The organism is Polynucleobacter sp. 78F-HAINBA, assembly GCF_018882325.1.
Classification (GTDB): Bacteria; Pseudomonadota; Gammaproteobacteria; order Burkholderiales; family Burkholderiaceae; genus Polynucleobacter.
On the sequence record NZ_JACVOQ010000001.1, the window covers coordinates 255,821 to 273,991 of the forward strand.

General features: G+C 43.4%; 18 protein-coding genes. 8 read left to right on the plus strand and 10 right to left on the minus strand.

From position 1 onward, the window contains the following. Positions 1-149 precede the first annotated feature (149 nt). The 5 genes from ICN11_RS01250 to ICN11_RS01270 form a co-directional block, all read right to left on the minus strand. Positions 150-1,091, minus strand: a complete 942-nt coding sequence (locus ICN11_RS01250) for a hypothetical protein (RefSeq protein ID WP_216228769.1) — start codon at positions 1,089-1,091, stop codon at positions 150-152. 23 nt (positions 1,092-1,114) lie between these two features. Continuing rightward, on the minus strand, positions 1,115-1,858 hold the full coding sequence (gene istB / locus ICN11_RS01255; RefSeq protein WP_216228770.1) for an IS21-like element helper ATPase IstB: 744 nt from the start codon (positions 1,856-1,858) through the stop codon (positions 1,115-1,117). Between the two features lie 43 nt (positions 1,859-1,901). Next, the gene (gene istA / locus ICN11_RS01260) at positions 1,902-3,407 is read right to left on the minus strand and encodes an IS21 family transposase (RefSeq protein WP_216228771.1); all 1,506 of its coding nucleotides are present in this window, start codon (positions 3,405-3,407) and stop codon (positions 1,902-1,904) included. Further along, positions 3,404-3,604: a hypothetical protein gene (locus tag ICN11_RS01265; RefSeq protein ID WP_216228772.1), complete on the minus strand. Its 201-nt coding sequence runs from the start codon at positions 3,602-3,604 to the stop codon at positions 3,404-3,406. Before ICN11_RS01265 ends, istA begins: the two co-directional genes overlap by 4 nt. Before the next feature lie 72 nt (positions 3,605-3,676). Continuing rightward, on the minus strand, positions 3,677-3,934 hold the full coding sequence (locus ICN11_RS01270) for a helix-turn-helix domain-containing protein (protein WP_216228773.1): 258 nt from the start codon (positions 3,932-3,934) through the stop codon (positions 3,677-3,679). A gap of 87 nt (positions 3,935-4,021) precedes the next feature. Here ICN11_RS01270 and ICN11_RS01275 point away from each other — a divergent pair, with 87 nt between their 5' ends. From ICN11_RS01275 to ICN11_RS01300, 6 genes are all read left to right on the plus strand, one after another. Then, positions 4,022-4,690, plus strand: coding sequence for a helix-turn-helix domain-containing protein (locus tag ICN11_RS01275; protein ID WP_216228774.1), 669 nt, complete (start codon positions 4,022-4,024; stop codon positions 4,688-4,690). A gap of 52 nt (positions 4,691-4,742) precedes the next feature. After that, a complete protein-coding gene (locus ICN11_RS01280; RefSeq protein WP_216228775.1) occupies positions 4,743-5,306 on the plus strand; it encodes a hypothetical protein in 564 nt (187 codons plus the stop codon). A 481-nt stretch (positions 5,307-5,787) separates the two neighbouring features. After that, positions 5,788-7,326 carry an L-aspartate oxidase gene (gene nadB / locus ICN11_RS01285; RefSeq protein WP_216228776.1) on the plus strand — a complete coding sequence of 513 codons (1,539 nt, stop codon included), beginning with the start codon at positions 5,788-5,790 and terminating at the stop codon, positions 7,324-7,326. A 4-nt stretch (positions 7,327-7,330) separates the two neighbouring features. Beyond that, positions 7,331-8,110, plus strand: a complete 780-nt coding sequence (locus ICN11_RS01290; protein WP_216228777.1) for a sulfite exporter TauE/SafE family protein — start codon at positions 7,331-7,333, stop codon at positions 8,108-8,110. 57 nt (positions 8,111-8,167) lie between these two features. Continuing rightward, complete coding sequence (locus ICN11_RS01295; RefSeq protein ID WP_216228778.1) at positions 8,168-8,947, plus strand: FRG domain-containing protein; 780 nt, start codon at positions 8,168-8,170, stop codon at positions 8,945-8,947. A gap of 303 nt (positions 8,948-9,250) precedes the next feature. Then, positions 9,251-9,595 (plus strand): aegerolysin family protein, encoded by a 345-nt coding sequence (locus ICN11_RS01300; RefSeq protein ID WP_216228779.1) that lies wholly within the window; start codon positions 9,251-9,253, stop codon positions 9,593-9,595. Positions 9,596-9,730: 135 nt separating this feature from the next. On the opposite strand, the gene ICN11_RS01305 is transcribed toward ICN11_RS01300, so the two are convergent. The 5 genes from ICN11_RS01305 to ICN11_RS01325 are packed head-to-tail and all read right to left on the minus strand — an operon-like array spanning position 9,731 to position 15,499. Beyond that, entirely contained in the window at positions 9,731-10,786 is a 1,056-nt protein-coding gene (locus ICN11_RS01305; RefSeq protein WP_216228780.1) for a TniQ family protein, read from the minus strand. Between the two features lies 1 nt (position 10,787). After that, positions 10,788-11,792 carry a TniB family NTP-binding protein gene (locus ICN11_RS01310; RefSeq protein WP_216228781.1) on the minus strand — a complete coding sequence of 335 codons (1,005 nt, stop codon included), beginning with the start codon at positions 11,790-11,792 and terminating at the stop codon, positions 10,788-10,790. Next, positions 11,789-13,807 carry a DDE-type integrase/transposase/recombinase gene (locus ICN11_RS01315; RefSeq protein WP_216228782.1) on the minus strand — a complete coding sequence of 673 codons (2,019 nt, stop codon included), beginning with the start codon at positions 13,805-13,807 and terminating at the stop codon, positions 11,789-11,791. Before ICN11_RS01315 ends, ICN11_RS01310 begins: the two co-directional genes overlap by 4 nt. Continuing rightward, positions 13,804-14,490: a hypothetical protein gene (locus tag ICN11_RS01320; protein ID WP_216228783.1), complete on the minus strand. Its 687-nt coding sequence runs from the start codon at positions 14,488-14,490 to the stop codon at positions 13,804-13,806. The genes ICN11_RS01315 and ICN11_RS01320 overlap by 4 nt, the downstream gene beginning before the upstream one ends. Before the next feature lie 46 nt (positions 14,491-14,536). After that, positions 14,537-15,499, minus strand: coding sequence for a hypothetical protein (locus ICN11_RS01325; protein WP_216228784.1), 963 nt, complete (start codon positions 15,497-15,499; stop codon positions 14,537-14,539). 337 nt (positions 15,500-15,836) lie between these two features. Here ICN11_RS01325 and ICN11_RS01330 point away from each other — a divergent pair, with 337 nt between their 5' ends. Together ICN11_RS01330 and ICN11_RS01335 are read left to right on the plus strand one after the other, a co-directional pair. Beyond that, positions 15,837-17,570 (plus strand): nitrite/sulfite reductase, encoded by a 1,734-nt coding sequence (locus ICN11_RS01330; protein WP_216228785.1) that lies wholly within the window; start codon positions 15,837-15,839, stop codon positions 17,568-17,570. A 33-nt stretch (positions 17,571-17,603) separates the two neighbouring features. Next, positions 17,604-18,152, plus strand: coding sequence for a DUF934 domain-containing protein (locus tag ICN11_RS01335; protein ID WP_216228786.1), 549 nt, complete (start codon positions 17,604-17,606; stop codon positions 18,150-18,152). Positions 18,153-18,171 lie beyond the last annotated feature (19 nt).

Consider the following 18,171-nt stretch of genomic DNA (forward strand, 5'->3'; position numbering starts at 1 on the left):
CAACTATAGTCTCAATAATATCAATAGGTTAGCAAATGCCCTGCCCCATATGTTGCAAGTAAGCTACCCATAAACTGCATTAATCACTATAAAAAACACCATATGTTGCAAGTTTCAGATTTGGGCCAAAAAAAATCTGCCTCTTGGTTTTAATGAGACCCCTCCAAACGAGGAAGAAATAATTTTGAGATGAATGAAAAAGGTTTTGCCCCTGAAGCGTCCGGGAGATTAATGCTTGGGATTCGCAACTCGTCAACCTTACAAGTTAACTCATGGCTTTCGATACCGAGATAATTGGCGAGCGAAATTTCGCTAATATAGCTCTCAGTAAATTTATTTATTGAGTACTGAACAATCTGAGGTTCTTTATTGGCCATGATCGAATCCAAAAAACCCAAGCGCACAAGCAAGTCAATAACCCATTCCGGGGAATTAATTTGCGCAACCGCGTCATCCTTTGATGTCGCCAAAAGACGATTCAACTGCCTATTCACTACGTAGTCAATCACATCCCGCGCATCAACCATGACCCCACCCAAACAATCCCCGACAACATCTAATACCTCCAACTTCTTAGCCAAGACATCACGAATAATTGCAGCCTTAATATCAAGGTCAATGTTGTCCTGACTGGCAACCTTCCTCAACACAACTCCATGACGAAGCGAGCTTATTTCTTGGTAATACGTAGGCTTGAGATCAGCAGCAGCCCTATTTACTCTATCTAACTCCTCTCGGGACCAAGGAAAAAGTGGTGTTTTTGAAGGATCTAAATTTAAAAATTCATCAAGCACGCCAGCATCCACAATCAATTCAAAAACTTTGATTGGCAACTTCAAATAGCTAGCCGCCTTTTTTTCTGAGAAGATTAATCCTAGCCGAGCAAGGTTGATTAGCTTTTCATGATTTAAATTTTCCTTACTTAAACCATTTAATTTGAGGTATTTGCTAGAAATCCCAGTTCTTGTGATCAAGGTGTGTATTCCAGTCAAACCCGTCACCGATTCCAGTCCAAACCTGCCACTCATTCCAGCGGAAAGTAGCCCACTCATTCCAGTAGGGGTAGTCAGTAGCAATAAAGAAAAGCCCATCAAATGATGGGCCTCTGAGAGGGCTAACTTTTTGCCGGATTTTTCTTTCGCATAGACTCCCCTTTAATATCAATTCGATATGACCCGCTAACAAGTCTATCGAGAATCGCATCAGCTACAGTAGGATTTCCTCCGCTTAGATAGTCATGCCATCTTTCAACTGGCATTTGACTGGTAATGAGGGTTGAGCCTCTGCCTGTACGCTGCTCAATGACTTCTAGTAAATCGCTTCGATTGATTGGGCTCAATGTGGAAATACCCAGATCATCCAGTATTAGTAAGTCTACTTTTGCTAATTGAGCTAGCTTTTGCCGAAAGGTGCCATCTGCATGTGACATTCCAAACTCTTCTAGCAAGAGCGAGAGTCTTTGAAAAATCACACTTTTGCCTTGTCTGCACATTTGATTTCCGAGTGCGCAAGCAATCCAGGTCTTACCTCCGCCAGTGGGGCCAGTAATAATCAGGTTAGCTCCTTGCTCAATCCAAGCACCCATGGCAAGCGAGGCAATCAGGCCTTTATCCAAACCGCGATTCGTGCGATAGTCCATATTTTCTAGGCAAGCGTTCTCGCGCAGCTTAGCCTTTGCTAGCAATCGTTTGAGTCGCCGAGCTTCTCGGTGGGTATGCTCGTGATCGACCAGCAAGCCAATACGTTCCTCAAATGCTAGATCTTGGCTTGTAGGATTTTGTAACTGCTCCTCCAGCCCCTGGGCAATGCCCAAAAGCTTCATTTCATGGAGTTTGCGGAAGGTTTCTTGTAATAGCATGTTGTAACCCCTTTTAAAAATTTCTCAGTTGATGGCGCCTGCTTTAGTGGTAATAGTTAGCACCGCGAATATTGATATGGTCAAAATTGGCTTCTTGTTCTGCAGTTGCCAATGGATTGCGATCCATTTGGTTGGCAAGAATGATTCTTAAGCGACTAACTGACCTAACCCCCGCTTCAAGAGCAATTTTGCAGGCAGCCTCTAGTCGCAGTGCCTCATACTCTTCACATATCTTCTTTAAGGCGTGATGAGCACGCCAACCTTGCTCGCGCGCGCGTTTTTCTGCCAAGAGTTTTTCTAGAAATTGCTGAGTGCAGATGCCGATCGTTCCGGCCCAATCCAGAGCCAACCCATCATTCCACTGCGCAAGGTAGCGATGCTCTGACGGCATGTGCGCGGCATCGGTGATGATGCCTTTATCTTGTCGCACATGGCTAGCTACCCGCCTGCCTTGATACAATATTTCAACGGTGCGCACCGTTAACTGCGCCTCAACTACTTTTCGTGCCAGAGTGTGCGGTACGCTATATCGACAATCATCAAGTTGTACATGGTAATCAAGGCCAACTTGCAATCTGTGAAACTCGACGTACTCATAGGGATTTTCGGGCAAGGATTTCATAGCTGGGCGATCTACAGTTTCTAATAATTGCTTGCGATTGCCGTCTTGCTTTTGAAAGGGCCTGCGATTTATTTCTTCTAGTAGCTCGCTAATGGCAACATTTAACTCGCCAAGGCTCGTAAATAAGCGCTTACGCAAAACAAACATAATCCAGCGCTCCACAATTAGCACCCCATTTTCCGCCTTAGCTTTATCTTTAGGCTTGTATGCTCTTGCGGGCAAAATCGCAGTGTCATAGTGCTCAGCCATGTTTTGATAAGTACTGTTGATGATGGGTTCTGTGCGAGAAGCTTTAGTTACTGCCGATTTGAGGTTATCGCACACAATCACTTTTGGCACGGCGCCAATATGTTCAAAAAATTTGATGTGGGCATCAATCCAATTGGGCAGACTTTGCGACCAATTGGCTCTGGCATAGATGTAATTTGATGCCCCAAGGACTGCAACAAAGATTTGCGCTGTTCTCACTTCTCCCGTTTGGATATTGGCAATCGAAATTGTGGGGCCGGCATAATCAACAAATGCGCGTTCTCCAGCAGGATAGGTTTGGCGCATATAGCGTTTGAGCGATAGCGTATATTTCCGGTATTGCTCACAAAAGCGGCTATAGCCAATGCCATCTGGATGTTGCTCTAGATGTTCCTGATGCAGTATGGCTAGTGTGGCACCTTTTTGTTTCATCTCACAATGCACTAGAGCCCAATCGGGCTCAGCCTTACGTGGTGCATTTGGGTCCGCTGGAAATAGGTGACTTTCCAGTTCTGCATCGCTTAAATTTTCAGGTAGAGGCCAAGCTATTTTTGCTGCAATAAATCGCTTTATATATTCGCGCACGGCTTCTTTTGAAATGCCAAGGCTTTTAGCAATAGCGCGCTGACTCAAATCACCCTCAAAATGTAGGCGTAAGACGGCCTTAATTTTTCTCATACAAATTCTCCAATTGGGCATGTATTCAAACCAATGTAATTATGAAAACCCGTTAAGGGCTTGGGCGAGTATTGGCCAAATGCCGTCGCTGGTGGCGCGTAATAGCGCACACCACCCCAATCAAATGAAAGGTATTGACAGATAAAGAAGTGCGAGAGAAAATAATCCTGAAGTTGATGGACAATATTTGACTTCATGAAGTTCTCCAGCATTGCCTAAACCCCAAAGTTCGCGCTTTGGGGTTTTTCATTTGGCGCTTGGCATAGTACTTATGTCATGCGATCCTCCTGCATAGCGTTTCTGGTTTTAGCGATGGATGTTCGAGGCTTAAATACGTAGCGCCCCGGCCAAAGCGCTTGGGGGGTGCTGCCCAACAAAAGGGCAATATGCGTGGCGACAGTGTGTGCTGTGATCTGGCCACCAATGACCCTATGAACGACTTGAGGAGAAATTCCTAATTCCTTTGCAATATCCGTCTGCCTCTTACCTAAGAGGCGCAAGCGGTAGGCAATTTCAAGAGCATCCATGATTTATAGGTGATTTTTCATCATTTATGGGTTAATATTTGCTTTAAATATACATTTATTTTCTCTATTGAGACAATTTTAAATCTAATGAATAAAGAAAATCAAGACTTTTCGATGCCATCGCAATTAGCATTGGATGGCTTTGCTGGCCGCATAGCGCAGACTATTGTCCATTCAGGCCTAAATCAAACAGAATTTGCGGGCAAGCTAGGCGTTTCTCCTGGGTTCTTAAGTGATGTCGCCCGGGGAAATAAAAGGCCGGGAACGGAGTTTTTGTTTTCTTTGCGTAGCGTCTTTGGTATTTCGATCGACTGGTTGCTTACTGGCTTAGGCACTCGAACAGGGACAAGTCCGATTGATCTGCAGCTATTTAAAACCATTCAACTCCAAATTGCCCTTGTGCAAGCGGCCATTGAGTGCAATAACCCCTATGCAAAAGGCTTGCTCAACTTGCTACGCAATGAAAGCATCACCGACCTGAGTAATGATGATGCGCACTATAAGGACCTTCTGAACTCATTGGATACTGACGATGCCCATCTCGATTTGGCTTTGGGGCTTTATAACGGCTGTCTTGGCAACGCTGATACTGGCGCACGTTATAAGGATCTGCTCGAATCGGTCATTGCCTATTTTGAAACCAAACAGCCCCTAGATAAATTATCAGCACTAATGCGCGCGCATCAGGGTGGAGCAGTCCAAATCAATTTGAATCACAATTCACGCAATGCGGGTCGCGACTTTCACGAAAAGTAATTTTCCTCAGCACTCTTTTCAAATCTTCTAACCAACCCGAAAGGATTGCAGCATGTCACAAAACGAAGAATCAGTTGATATTAGTCAGCTCAATTTAGGGCAAGCCAATCGCAATGCAGGTCGCGATTACTATGAAATGCTCATTCCAGGATCAATCAAGCTGGTGCTAGCTACGCAGTCTCGTGAGCGTTTAAATGAGATGGCACAAGACAATAACTATCTTTTTAAATATCGATTTGGCTTTGAAGCAACCACACCCGTGCGCAAGCAAGTAATTGACATGCTCACAAGATATGATTTGAGTGATAAAGAAATCCGCATCCTCAAGCGCTCTGGGCAGCTAGTCATTAATCGCACAAAAGCCATATTGAAAAAACCTTCTCGCTGGATCACCATCTTTGGCTGGGCCTATGTTGTCTTTATTGGGTTAGTTGTATTTGCGAGACTATACGCACTGACACAAAATCAAGAGCTAGAAACCGCAGAGCACATCTTGCAGCTCATTTTGACTTATGTCATTTTCTCAATTGTGCTTTGGGTTGTACTTAGCCTATTTATTTTGCCCGGCCGAATCCTAAAACAATCTGGAGCTGATCGGGAAGATTTACCTCTCTAGCGGGTATTTCGCGGCATGAGAGATTTTCTGTAATAGCGGTCAAGAGTCGTTCGAGCAGAAAATATCAAGAGCACTTGTTTATGTTTTTATGGCGCTCATCAAACAATTGCATCATAGGGATGCAATTGTTTTCTTGAAGTCATTAGCGATGCGCCTCTTCCTAGATTTCAGTCATGATGCTTGCTTGAACTCGTGCAAACTCCGCTGCCCCATGTTCAAGGGATTGACTTGAATATAAAAATATTAAATTTATATTTTTCAATGATGAAAGTTATCTTTTTATAAAAAAGTTTCTTTAAAAACTCATAAACAAGGGTAATTACTGATGAATCTATAGGGGGGGGGGGTGGACCATAATGCAACATGCAGTGCAGCAAGAGCAAGGCAGGCTTTGTTTTAATGGGATGCAAATATCTCCGGGCCTGTATTTTCTGGGGCAACTTGACTTAGCCCTGCCAAACGAAACAACGGAGGCATTAGATTGAAATTTGACATCCTCATAATTGGTGAGGGACTCGCCGCCCTTTCTCTGATTTTGCATTTGCCAGGCAATTTAAAAATTGGTGTTATTTCTAGAAATAAATTTTCAGAATCTTCGAGCTTTTATGCGCAAGGCGGAATCTCAGCAGTATTCTCGACGGAAGACAATCTGGACAAGCACGTTCAAGATACGCTGATTGCCGGCGACGGAATTTGCGATGAAGTGGTAGTTAAGCAAATTATTGCAGATGGCCCATCGGCACTGCAATGGTTAATCGATGCTGGAATACCATTTACTAAGGAGGGTGGATTAATTCACCTAACCCGCGAAGGCGGTCACAGCGAAAGGCGAGTTGCGCACGTTGATGATATGACTGGCCGCGCAATCATGCAAAACCTCGTTCAAAAGGTTAGCATACTACCTAATATCGCATGGCTAAGGCAGCATGAGGTTTTGGAATTAATCACGGATGGTGAGGCAGTCTCCGGGGTTATTACTCAAAGCTTAATTGATGGGGAAGTCTCAATTTTTTACTCCACCAAAATTGTGCTTGCAACAGGTGGAATAACGGGCCTTTATCCATATGCCACAAATCCGAATGCCGGCAAGGGAGAGGCAATTGCAATAGCTTGGAGGGCTGGAGCTACTATAGAGAACCTTGAATTTATTCAATTTCATCCGACGGCATTTCTTATGGATGGCAAGGTTGTCAGCCTGATTACCGAGGCAGTCAGGGGTGAAGGGGGTTATTTATACAACTCGCAGAATATTAGATTTATGGAGCAATATTCGCCACAAAAAGAGTTGGCTCCGCGAGACATTGTCTCGCGCGCTATTTACTCTGAGATGAAAATTCATAATGCCCCCAATGTATTTTTGGATATTTCTCATAAAGGGCCTCAATTTGTTGAACAACACTTTCCCAACCTCACAAAGCTAACTAACGCCTATGGGGTCGATCTCTCCACTTCGAAGGTTCCCGTTTCTCCAGCGGCGCACTATACCTGCGGGGGTATTGCTGCAGATGTGGCTGGACGCACTTCCGTTAAGGGCTTATATGCGATTGGTGAGGTTGCAAATTCTGGATTGCACGGAGCCAATCGACTAGCAAGCAACTCCTTGCTGGAATGTGTCGTGATGGGACGAGAGTGCGCTAAATCCATCGAATCATCTGAGGGTGGACGAAGTAATAAACCGACCCCAGCTATACCAAGTCAGATTAATGCGCCATTAAGCGAATTCATTATTGATGAGCTAAGAAGCCTATTGTGGGCAAGTGCGGGTATTGTTCGCAATTCAAATGGAATGGCCTCGGGTGTAGACAAGCTTAAAGAAATTGAGATGCGACCTGCGAAATCACAGCCCTATGGTCAAGCATTGCGTAATCGCAATACATTTGATGCTGCGAGCCTGATTATGCAAAGCGCAATTTCGCGCAACGAATCTAGGGGCGGGCACTTTAATGAAGATTTTCCAAGTCAATCCCACCCCAATAAGACATCGATTGACGGCGTGAATAAATCCTACTATCAAGGCTAATCAGATGATAATTTTTATTCTTGGCGGAACTGTTGCGGGCTTATTGGCGGGTTTGTTTGGGATTGGAGGCGGGGCCTTGGTGATCCCTGTATTAATTGGCGTTTATAAGGCTGCCGATATGAGTTCAACCGACTCTATCCGTCTTGCATTTGGCACCTCTCTAGCGATTATGGCCTTTACGGGGCTATCATCATTTTTAAGCCAGCTAAAGGCTGGCAATGTAGATTTAGGGTGGTTCAAAAAACTCTATCTTGCCTCTGGGATTGGTGCATTCATTGGGGCTTTGATTGCCACGCAGATTCCTGGGGTATGGTTAACAATCGCGCTTACGGCAATGCTCTTTTATTTTGGAATAAAGCTTCTGGGGTTGCTGTCTGGCAACATGGAAGGCTCACCGCTTTTTGCACGTTTTTATGTTGTTGCCGGATTCTTTTCCGGGGCAACTTACTCGTTAGCAGGCCTGGGTGGCGCTTCAGTGATGACGTTTTACTTAATGAAGGTGGGTTTACCATTGCGCAAAGCCATAGGTACTGCTACAGGTGTTATTTTGCCAATTTCTTTGGGGGCTGTGATGGGATTTGGCATCACCTCGGGAATGCCGCATGATTGGCGCTGGGGTTATATTGATCTATACGCTTTATTGTTAATGAGCTTATGCTCAATTCCCGCCTCTAAAATAGGGGTGAAATTGGCTGGACTCATTTCAACCACCTACCTGAGAAAAGCATTTGGCTTATTGATGGTTGGGCTGGCGATTAAAACAGCAGTGGTCAGTCTTGTGTAGCCTCATAGACCTGCTCTATGGCGATCTTTGTAGTGATATTAAATATTTAAGGTTTAGATGGAAGCAATTAGCATTCAAACGTGGGAGCAGTTTATTGGACTTATTTCACAGTTTGACGGGTGGGTCTTTCGAGGTCAAGAAGATGCAAATTGGTCGCTAGATTCTTCTTTATCTAGGTATCTAGCCCAATACATTCCCGACGCAAGGGAGTGGCCGATTCGAGAAGAGCGGGCCCTGCGTATCTTTAGGCGCAAGGCTCATAATTTTCTAGATGATCCCACTGTGCTGGATGATGATTTGCGTTGTCTAGCCTTAATGCAGCACCATGGGGCCCGCACTCGAATGCTTGATTTTACCAAGTCGCCCTTTGTGGCGGCATTTTTTGCGCTCTGTGATGCCAAAAATGATTGCGCTGTTTTTGCATTGGATACTCCAAAACTCTGGAGAAGGTCCCCAATGCAAGATCCTGAGCTAACAAGATCCACCATTGATCCAAGGGCTAAGGGCAATTTTGCCAAATATTTTTTACCTAATGCCCATGAATTGCTATGGGTTGGCGAGCCTAGGCAAATGGATCGAAGGCTAGTAGCCCAGTCGGGTACTTTTGTGGTGCCAGGGGTATTAAATAAGACTCTTGACCAAATTATTGACAACTATCAAGCGGACCAAAGTTTGATTAAGAAAATTATTCTCTCGCAGTCCATGCGCTTTGAAGCTATGCAGGCGCTCTATCGTATGAATATTACCCATTCAACCCTATTCCCTGACTTAGATGGTCTTGCGCGATCGATGGCTTATGAGCTAGAAATGACATGGGTGGGCTATAAGAGCGATTAAGGCTGGTTCTTAGTCAGCAGAGTCGTTGATTGATCCTTCACAAATATTGGTAACATCACCCAAAATGATGTCTTGTTGAAAATTAAGAGTTAATCTTTTGGGGTATCCGCAATCTGTGATTGACTTCAACTAGAATAATTTAGGCTGGGGGAGTTTGATTCTTCTTGTGAGTTGCTTAATAGCCAATCAAAATTTCAATAGGGATAATTTATCGACACTCTATGTGGCGGGCTAATACAGTAACTGCGCCATGCGTCAAACCGAATCAAAATTAGACACTGTTTTTTTCATGGAGGGGGCAATATGGATTGGAGTACGCTCTTTGGGGCTTTTGGAGTTGGCGCAATTATCAAAACCATACTTGACACAATACTATCTTCTAAAAAAGATAGGTCAGCCCTCCAATACCAAGAAAAGCGAGAGGCTTATCTTGGGTTATTGGATGCCCTGCATATAGCGGCGATCAGCCCAAGTGACGAAAACAGTAAGACCTTTGCGCTTTGGCAAACTAGGGTATCAATTTTTGGGTCAGAAGAAGCTAGTAAAGCTGTGCAAGGAATAATTGATACAAATGATGGGCCGCGTGAAATCCGCCACATCCATTTCGACAATCTTTTAAGAGCCATCAAAAATGATTTATCAGTCTAACCTTTTAGGCTGTTTAAACATTACGCTGACCGACTTCTGATGGGAATTTAGTCAAAATCAATCACAGATTACGGATAACCATCTTTTGCAATAAATGCATCGTTTATTGTGGCGAGTCCCACCGGAATTACTGGACTACTTTCCAATGGAATGACTGCCAGCTTTGAATTGGAATGAGTGGCAACATTCACTGTAATACGCAATCAAGGCTATCGGGCTGATTTCAAAAAGAGTATCGTTAAGTTCCCCCATCTCGTCTATGCCAAACTTAATGATTTCATCGGAGATAAAATTGCAATTCGCATCAAACCAAAGACTTTTGTTTAGCACTCTATAAAGACCCTTAAACCTTGTCCAAAAGCTTTTATCGGAATATATATGCCGATTGTTGTCACTACGCAAAAAAGTTCTGAGGCCATTTGGCCAATCTGAAAAAATATTACATGCGGTATCTATTACATTTAGATACGCATAATTGGAATCAGAACTTGCGGAGTATTTCCTATTCAAGGTGAATGAGTTAAATGCGAACAAAATATCCAAAAATTGACCTAAAGGAATTTTTTCAAAATCACTCAATGGAAACCCCGATTTCTGCTTTAGCGTAGAGATTGGAATGCGAGCAAGCTTTAAATGAATAATCTGCATTAGATCAACATAGCTTGATGGAGCCTTCCTCTGAGACACACCAGTAAGATCTGCTCCACACCTGCAAGTTGCTACCCCAAGCCTGTTCCAACTTAATGTGTTTTTACACTTAGCACATTTTGTTGTCGCGATAATTCCGTGTCGTGGGCATACTAGGGCTAATGATAGATCCCAAAACGCGCTAATATATCCATTACTACCTATGCATAATGGGCAAACCCTAGATTTAATGGATAACCTTCTTGCATTATTTGCGCTAGAAAGATCGTGGCCAAGTAATTGAATTCTTGGATGTAATGATTGAGAAGTTTCTATGTACTTATACCGGTCCAAACTCTCTTGAGAAAACCCCAAAATCCCTGCAAGCTTTTTAACGGGTAAGTGCTTTGAATTAAATTGCTTTACAGATAGCTTTGCTAAAGGGGCAACTTCTGCTAAAGAGGTGTATCCATTTGCCTCCGAAATTCGCAGTAAATATCCAAATAAACTCTCATCCTCGAAAGGGGTCGGAGTGCGAACGAGCAATGGGAGTTGCTCACTCATTTCAAAATTTACCCGAAACCAGCTGATCATCCGAGCTAAAAGGGATTTTCCTGCGTGGCAAAACGTTTGGTAATTTTGCGCAGCCAATATTTAATGCAATGCCAATTTGCCCCTCAATATGTCTAGGCTGATAATTTTTGTCAAATGGGTTCGCCGTATCAGAAGGGGAATTGGGATCCCAAATTGATTCCTGATACGCCTTTCGCAACCCCTCTAGAGTTATTACTTTTTGCCCACCTTCTATTGCGCCCCACACTGCATATTTTAAAAATTTACTTAAATATCCAATTAAACCACCGGTTGCACGAAAAACCCTAAATCCCATATCCTCCTCATCAAGCCTAGGAATATCAAAATATCGGCCAATCGACCCCTGGAATGCACCCAGTATTCCAAGAAATTCCTCGCGATGCTCATCAATTCTCCAATCAAATCTTGGCATTAGCATGGGCGTAAAAAATCTTCCAGCTAGCTGTTCGTTTTGCTCCAATACTGCAAGGCCGCTAGGCAATCCAGCAACAACCAAACCACATCTATTCTCGTCAACCAAAGTTTTAAGCCAGTCAGCAACATGGTGCGCAACAACTCCATTTCGCCTGCTGCAAAAATGCTGGAACTCATCTATGACAACCATATTTGTTTTGGAATTTCGCATTAAGACTTTTAGCCGATTTGTTTTGGCAATTTCAGTCCCAGACTCATAACGAGGATCCCCCATCTTTTCAAGCATCAGCTCAGCTAAACCCTTTACAGTAGGATTGGAGGGTGTGACAACCTTAAGTACGGGGGTATACAAACCATCTTCCTTTCTATATTCAAGGTGATTTCTACAAAACTCATCCAATACCGTACTTTTCCCAGTCCTTGATTCACCTACAATCGCAACACATGCTGATTCTGGACTGTTAATTGTGTTGTGCATACAGCGCTCGATTCGAGCGCCTGCCTCAATAAAGGCCGAGTGCGGGACCAATGTACTCTCCACAATATATTGAGGCTTAATCATAGATTCTCCTTGTTCTCAGAGTGAACCTGATTCAGTTGTGAAGTTCGCTCGCGAACAATTGGCTCAAACTTTCTCTGTTTGCGATCTACATTAGAACTTTTAAAAGAAGATTTTCCGGGTATTGCCTCGGAAATATCCGACTCCCCTGGAATAAATTTTGCAGGTACATCCAGTACAAGAGGCGCATCCTCTTGCCTCAATATGCCGTCACCCTGGTATCGCGCGACTTTTGCTCTTTGTTTTTTCCTGCCTGATTTTGATTCGCCTTCAATAATTTCGGCAATAACTAGCTTTGCCTCCAAGTAAGATGAATCATCATTTTTACCAAAATTTCTCCAAGCATATTTCTTACACATCCTATGTTGAAATGTCGACAAGCCATTTGCATATTCCCCTTGCAGAGCTGGTACGATGAACATCTGCTTCTTATCAGGAGATAGAACCACAATAGATCCTAAATTGGACTCATCCACCCTGATATCCACCTTCAACTTATCCCCAAGACGTCTTCTGAGCCCAGTTAACTCGCTTGAGTTATAAAGCAACCCGCTAAATTCGATACCTTTATGGGTTAAAACACGTTTTTCAGTGTGGCCAAGGAGCGCGTCGAGTTGAGTAATATTGTCGGGAAGCAATATGTCGGATGAATCTATTGAATTCACCCAAACCAAGGAGGGACTCGCCCCTAAAGTTCGATGAGTTTCCTGATGGTAAACATCTGCAACCCATTTGTTTATAACTAACTTTAAAGTTTCAAACCGCACAACCGCATGCTTGACGGGGTCATAATCATCTTTCTCAAAGATATTGCTAAAAGTGGTGCCAGGATTACCATGAGCGACCTGAGAATTTAATGTCCCTAAAAATCGCTCAATCTTTCCTTTAAACCAAGGCGTCTTTCTGGCCGAATAATGAATTTCGATTCCGAGTGCATAACATGCATTTTCTAAGCTGGCACTATGAAATTCGACCCCATTATCGACAACCAACTCTCGCATAACACCATGACTATGCCAATCATTCAAAATCTCTGGAAACTCACTCCTTAATCCCACCTTTGGCAAAATTGCTGACTTTAAACACTGCGCTACAGTACGAAAGCTCGGCGGCTCAAATCCAATAACAATACCCAATATACTTCGCGAATAATCGTCAAGACACACCGTTAGCCATGGGCGACCTCGCGGAAATCCATTGCCGTCGACAACCATTAGGTCAAGTTGAGTATGATCAATTTCAGCCCTTTCTAGCGGAGCCTGAGTAATGCGATGTGATAGTACGCTTCGATACTTTTTATTAGCCGCCTCCCTTCCATCTCTTGCTAATGATCTATCAAAGGCTGGAATAGTATCTATTAATCTACGAATTAATCTTAATTCCGGGATCGGCAACACCATTGAATCCGGCCGAAGCTTATTCTCTCTTGCAATTTGAGCTCGAATTAAATCCAGCACTTGCTGAACATTTTTTTGTTCACGGGTCATGTAGAACTTATCTATCCCCTCTTTTGCAAGTTGAATTACTTCACCGGGATATCTTGGAGACCTATTTCCTCGCTTCTTTTCATTGACCCCCAGAGACCTTATATCTGATCCTGAGGCTATATATTTTTTCTTCCAGCGACACACGGTTATCCAGTGTGGCTTTTCAGATTCACCCAATTGACACGCCACATCCTCAATAACGGGTCTCATAGCAGTTTCGGAGGCCGGGATACTCAGCACACTAACTACGTATGCTCTTTTTCTCTTAAGGGCACACCATTCGCTCTCACTAAACTCATGCGCCAAAATTCTATTACTCACATCAACATCCGAACCAGATACCAGCCCATCCTCGAACCGCAGCTCCCCTAGAACATATAACTCTTGTAGTTTTTTTTCGGAATACTCCTTAAGCAAAAGGGTTTTACAGTCTTGCAACTGCCATATCTCGGAATTTATTTTAGATTTGAGGACGTATTTATAGGTCCCAATTTGAATGTTTGTATTGACCCTAAATGATGAACAGCTCACAGCGAAATACTCCCAATGCGTTCATCCCTAGAATCAGCCCATGTGAATAATGTTGACCCACACCATAACTTAACTTGATCAACATGAACCACCCCCTCAAGGACCAACCGACACATAACATTTTTACTAGAGGGGCCAGCAATACCTCCTAATATCTCACTCCACAAAACACCCGCCGGTCTTGCTAAAAATAAACAACGGGCTTGCTCCCGCTCCTCTGGACTGATTTCACGCCTACCAAATTTGAGGATTGTGACTGCATTTTTCAGTCTTGGATCACTCCCCATATCGTCACTACTCACCGTCTTTAGAAAGTAGCCGTGAAACAATAACTCTTCGGACAACATATTCAAACCTTTAAGCCAATTCTTGCATTCCAACTCTCGAGCTATTTTCCATAACTCTTTTTGGCCATTAATAACTACCAAAATATCTGGTCGCTCGATTTGTATTACCCCTTCGTATTCATAAACAATCTCTAAAGGGCGCTCAGCAAAAGACTGGACCAAGGGATCGCAATCTAGCAATCGAAAAGCGCATAGGTGGGAAACGCTCTCCCACTGCATCATTCGACCCATCTTCCAACTTGGAAACTTTCCAGTTGGCTTACTGTTAGACCTTTTAACTATCTCGGCTACCCTATCCTTACCTTGGTCTGGAAATCTAATTTGTCTTATTTTCATTTATTCCTCTTTAATATTGCCGGCAACACCTAATTAAATAAAAAAATTAGCGTCTAATTAACTTTGCCAAAATTGTCTTGGCTGTTACGTTCGTTTCTGATCCACCTAATGGCATATCTAATGCCGGTCTAACCACCTCAAAAACTCCATTTTTTAAGCTCAAAATCCCAACATGGGCTGGCAAGTTATCGATCCCATTTTTTTGATGGAAATTCTCAAATGCAATCCATTGAAAGTCAAAATAGGGCCTCTGCTTATCTAGCGTATTAATATTAATTTTTAACCTATTATTTGATTTAATTTCTACTACCCCAATTTTTATCGGACTACACACATCTCCCTGTATCAATATGGCGGCGTCCACGTCGAATGCGCTCTGAGTAGAATCATTCGGGCGAATCCGAAGATTTGGCATCACCTCAAATATTTCAGGATTGATAAAACCCGTCCAATTCTTGGGTGCTAAATTTAGAGCCATCAAAACTTGAGCCTCTGCACTTCTTTGAGCCTGAATTATATTTCCACGCTCCACTCTTGGCTTTGTGACTCCGATTCCTCTGGCTGTCTTTCCATCCAATACCTTTCTATACGCTACCCAAGCAGCCCTCAATTCGTTTCGCTTGATTCTGCTATTGACCACCCTGCTTGCCAAATCTAAAAAAACTTCTTTTGGAGCTGCTCTTTCAATTTTTTCAAGGGTATCCAAATTCTCTGCACTAATCTTATTTGCAATCGAATCAAAAGTTGGCGCCTGAATTCCCCTATCACCCAACACCTTAAGCAGTTGAGGATAGTACTTTCCCGCTCGGTAATAGCGCCATAGGTTACTTTCATGTATTGATAATTTTTTACTAATATCAACCAACCAGTCAGTGAAATTGCGATGGGTTTTATTCCAAATGTTGTTTTTTTCGACCTCCAAGATATAGGCCGCAACGGATGGCCACTCTCTAGCTTCATCCATGCTGAGCTCTAAAATCTGGTGAGTATTGAGGCTTTGATTTTTCATATTTACTTTTCCAATTTCTTTAAGTGTAGCAGGCAACACCTAAATTGTCAAGGTGATATTTAATTCAATACTCAAGGCGTCACTCACAAGAAGCTACATTGCTTGCGCAACAGAAAACCAAAAAAGCTCCTCCATTAATAACTTCGAGTTGCAATTTATGTGGTCAAAACATGCAGGTTATGCGGTAAAACTTGCAAGTTATGCGTCAACGCACATCCCAACAAGGTCATCACTGGAGAATTTCGATCAAACTTGATCCTTATATACATATATTGATATATAGAATCAATATTTAAGTATTTGTAGGAATAACATTAGCCCTAGACAATATGGGTCTATGTACAAATATGACCACATTGACCAAACCCTTGTAGATCAACGGGTTACCCAGTTCCGAGACCAAGTTGAGCGACGCCTCAACGGCACGCTAGCCGAAGAAGAATTCCGCCCTCTTCGCCTGCAGAATGGTCTCTACCACCAGCGCCATGCTTATATGCTGCGCGTTGCCATTCCATATGGCTTGTTGAGTGCCAAGCAATTACGCACCCTCGCCTTTATTGCCGATAAATACGATCGCGGTTATGGCCACTTTACGACCCGTCAAAACATTCAATTTAACTGGGTTGAGCTAGAACAGACACCTGACATCTTGGCAGAACTAGCCAAAGTCGAGATGCATGCCATCCAAACATCGGGGAACTGTGTTCGCAACATTACAAGCGATGCCTTTGCTGGTGTTGCCGCTGATGAATATATCGACCCAAGACCCATCTGCGAGTTACTCCGTCAATGGTCAACCTTACATCCCGAGTTTGCTCATCTACCGCGAAAATTCAAGTTTGCAATTAATGGTGCAAAAGAAGATCGCACAGTTTTGCTTTGTCATGACGTCGGTATTGAGCTAAAGAAAAACCCAGAGATCAATAATGGAGAATTGACTGCAGACATCTATGCGGGTGGTGGCATGGGTCGCACACCGATACTGGGATCATTAATTAAGCAAGGCTTGCCTTGGCAAGCTCTACCAAGCTACTTAACTGCACTCCTACGTGTGTATAACCGCTTTGGTAGAAGAGATAACTTATATAAAGCACGCATTAAGATTTTGGTGAAAGCCTTAGGTCCAGAAGAATTCGCACGCCAAGTAGAGGGAGAATGGGCTCAACTGCATAACGACACCAAGCAGAGTAAAGATAACTTCACACAAGCCGAGTGGGAACGCGTTGCTAAACACTTCACTAAGCCAAACTATAAAACCTTGCCGGCATTGAGCAATGCACAATTACAGTCTCATGTGGAATCCAAACTAGAAGCCAATGAGAAGATTGCATTTACACGCTGGCTAGAGCGCAACATCAAACCCCATCAAGTACCCGGTTATGCCTCAGTCATTCTGTCACTCAAACCCCATGGCACTGCTGCCCCTGGCGACGCTACTAGCGCGCAAATGAATGCCATTGCAGATTTAGCAGATCACTATAGTTTTGGTGAATTACGCGTCACCCATGAACAAAACTTAGTGCTAGCTGATGTTGAGCAAGCAGAGTTACTCAATTTGTGGCGCGCTGCTAAAAACTATAACTTGGTATTACCTAATATTGGTTTACTCACAGACATCATTGCCTGCCCTGGTGGTGACTTCTGCTCACTAGCTAATGCCAAATCACTGCCGATTGCCAAAGCCATTCAAGAACGTTTTGATGATTTGGATTACTTGCACGATTTAGGCGATATCACTTTAAATATTTCTGGTTGCATTAACTCCTGCGGCCACCATCACGTCGGCAATATTGGCGTTCTGGGTGTCGATAAAGATGGTGAAGAGTGGTACCAAATCACCTTAGGTGGAGAGCAAGGCAATGATGCATCTATTGGCAAAGTCATTGGGCCTTCTTTCTATGCCAATGAGATTCCGGATGTGATGACTAGCCTTATTAATACCTATGTAGAGCAGATAACTGCAGATGAGCCTTTTATTGAGACCTACCGCAGGCTTGGCGTAAACCCCTTTAAAGAGGCTGCTTATAAGAACGCTCAAAGCAAAGAAAAGCATAAAGAACCAGTAGCCTAGTGATCAAAAGAGTAGGCAAATAAATTACAAGTTATGAACAAACAGATTATTTCTTTTCCAAAAGATGGCAAACCATCCCTCATCGCAAATGAGTGGCAGGTATGGGATGGTGAGCGCGATGAGGGTGGCATTCCCGATCTAGAACATGCGATGCATCAAGTCTTAGCGCCTTTCCATTGGTGGATTACGTATCATAAGAATGCCGATGTCATTGAACGTGCCAATAAAGGTGAAATTGGCGTTTGGTTCGCTGCCGATGATGACATCCTCAAGCATGCTGAGCTTATTGAAGCTGGCAAGTCCTTATGGCCAGTAGTTGGTGCGCACTTCCCTATTTTTAGAGACGGTAGAAGCTTTAGTACTGCGGCCCTTTTAAGAGACCGCTTTGAATGGCAAGGTGAAATTCGTGCAATTGGCGATGTCTTAATTGATCAATTGCTACAAGGCGCTCGGGTGGGTTTTGATGCTTTTGAACTTCGTCCTGATCAAAACCTCGATGTTGCCCTCAAGCAATTTAATCTCTTCCCAGTAGTGACACAAAACAGCTGGCGTGATCAACGCAGCACCCACGAAGTCAACTAAACGGGAAATAGCATAGGCA

Coding starts and splice junctions, on each gene's coding strand:
- ICN11_RS01250 (WP_216228769.1), bottom strand. CDS start 1,091: ATGGGCTTTTCTTTATTGCTACTGACTACCCCTACTGGAATGAGTGGG.
- istB (WP_216228770.1), bottom strand. CDS start 1,858: ATGCTATTACAAGAAACCTTCCGCAAACTCCATGAAATGAAGCTTTTG.
- istA (WP_216228771.1), bottom strand. CDS start 3,407: ATGAGAAAAATTAAGGCCGTCTTACGCCTACATTTTGAGGGTGATTTG.
- ICN11_RS01265 (WP_216228772.1), bottom strand. CDS start 3,604: ATGAAGTCAAATATTGTCCATCAACTTCAGGATTATTTTCTCTCGCAC.
- ICN11_RS01270 (WP_216228773.1), bottom strand. CDS start 3,934: ATGGATGCTCTTGAAATTGCCTACCGCTTGCGCCTCTTAGGTAAGAGG.
- ICN11_RS01275 (WP_216228774.1), top strand. CDS start 4,022: ATGAATAAAGAAAATCAAGACTTTTCGATGCCATCGCAATTAGCATTG.
- ICN11_RS01280 (WP_216228775.1), top strand. CDS start 4,743: ATGTCACAAAACGAAGAATCAGTTGATATTAGTCAGCTCAATTTAGGG.
- ICN11_RS01290 (WP_216228777.1), top strand. CDS start 7,331: ATGATAATTTTTATTCTTGGCGGAACTGTTGCGGGCTTATTGGCGGGT.
- ICN11_RS01295 (WP_216228778.1), top strand. CDS start 8,168: ATGGAAGCAATTAGCATTCAAACGTGGGAGCAGTTTATTGGACTTATT.
- ICN11_RS01300 (WP_216228779.1), top strand. CDS start 9,251: ATGGATTGGAGTACGCTCTTTGGGGCTTTTGGAGTTGGCGCAATTATC.
- ICN11_RS01305 (WP_216228780.1), bottom strand. CDS start 10,786: ATGAGTGAGCAACTCCCATTGCTCGTTCGCACTCCGACCCCTTTCGAG.
- ICN11_RS01310 (WP_216228781.1), bottom strand. CDS start 11,792: ATGATTAAGCCTCAATATATTGTGGAGAGTACATTGGTCCCGCACTCG.
- ICN11_RS01320 (WP_216228783.1), bottom strand. CDS start 14,490: ATGAAAATAAGACAAATTAGATTTCCAGACCAAGGTAAGGATAGGGTA.
- ICN11_RS01325 (WP_216228784.1), bottom strand. CDS start 15,499: ATGAAAAATCAAAGCCTCAATACTCACCAGATTTTAGAGCTCAGCATG.
- ICN11_RS01330 (WP_216228785.1), top strand. CDS start 15,837: ATGTACAAATATGACCACATTGACCAAACCCTTGTAGATCAACGGGTT.
- ICN11_RS01335 (WP_216228786.1), top strand. CDS start 17,604: ATGAACAAACAGATTATTTCTTTTCCAAAAGATGGCAAACCATCCCTC.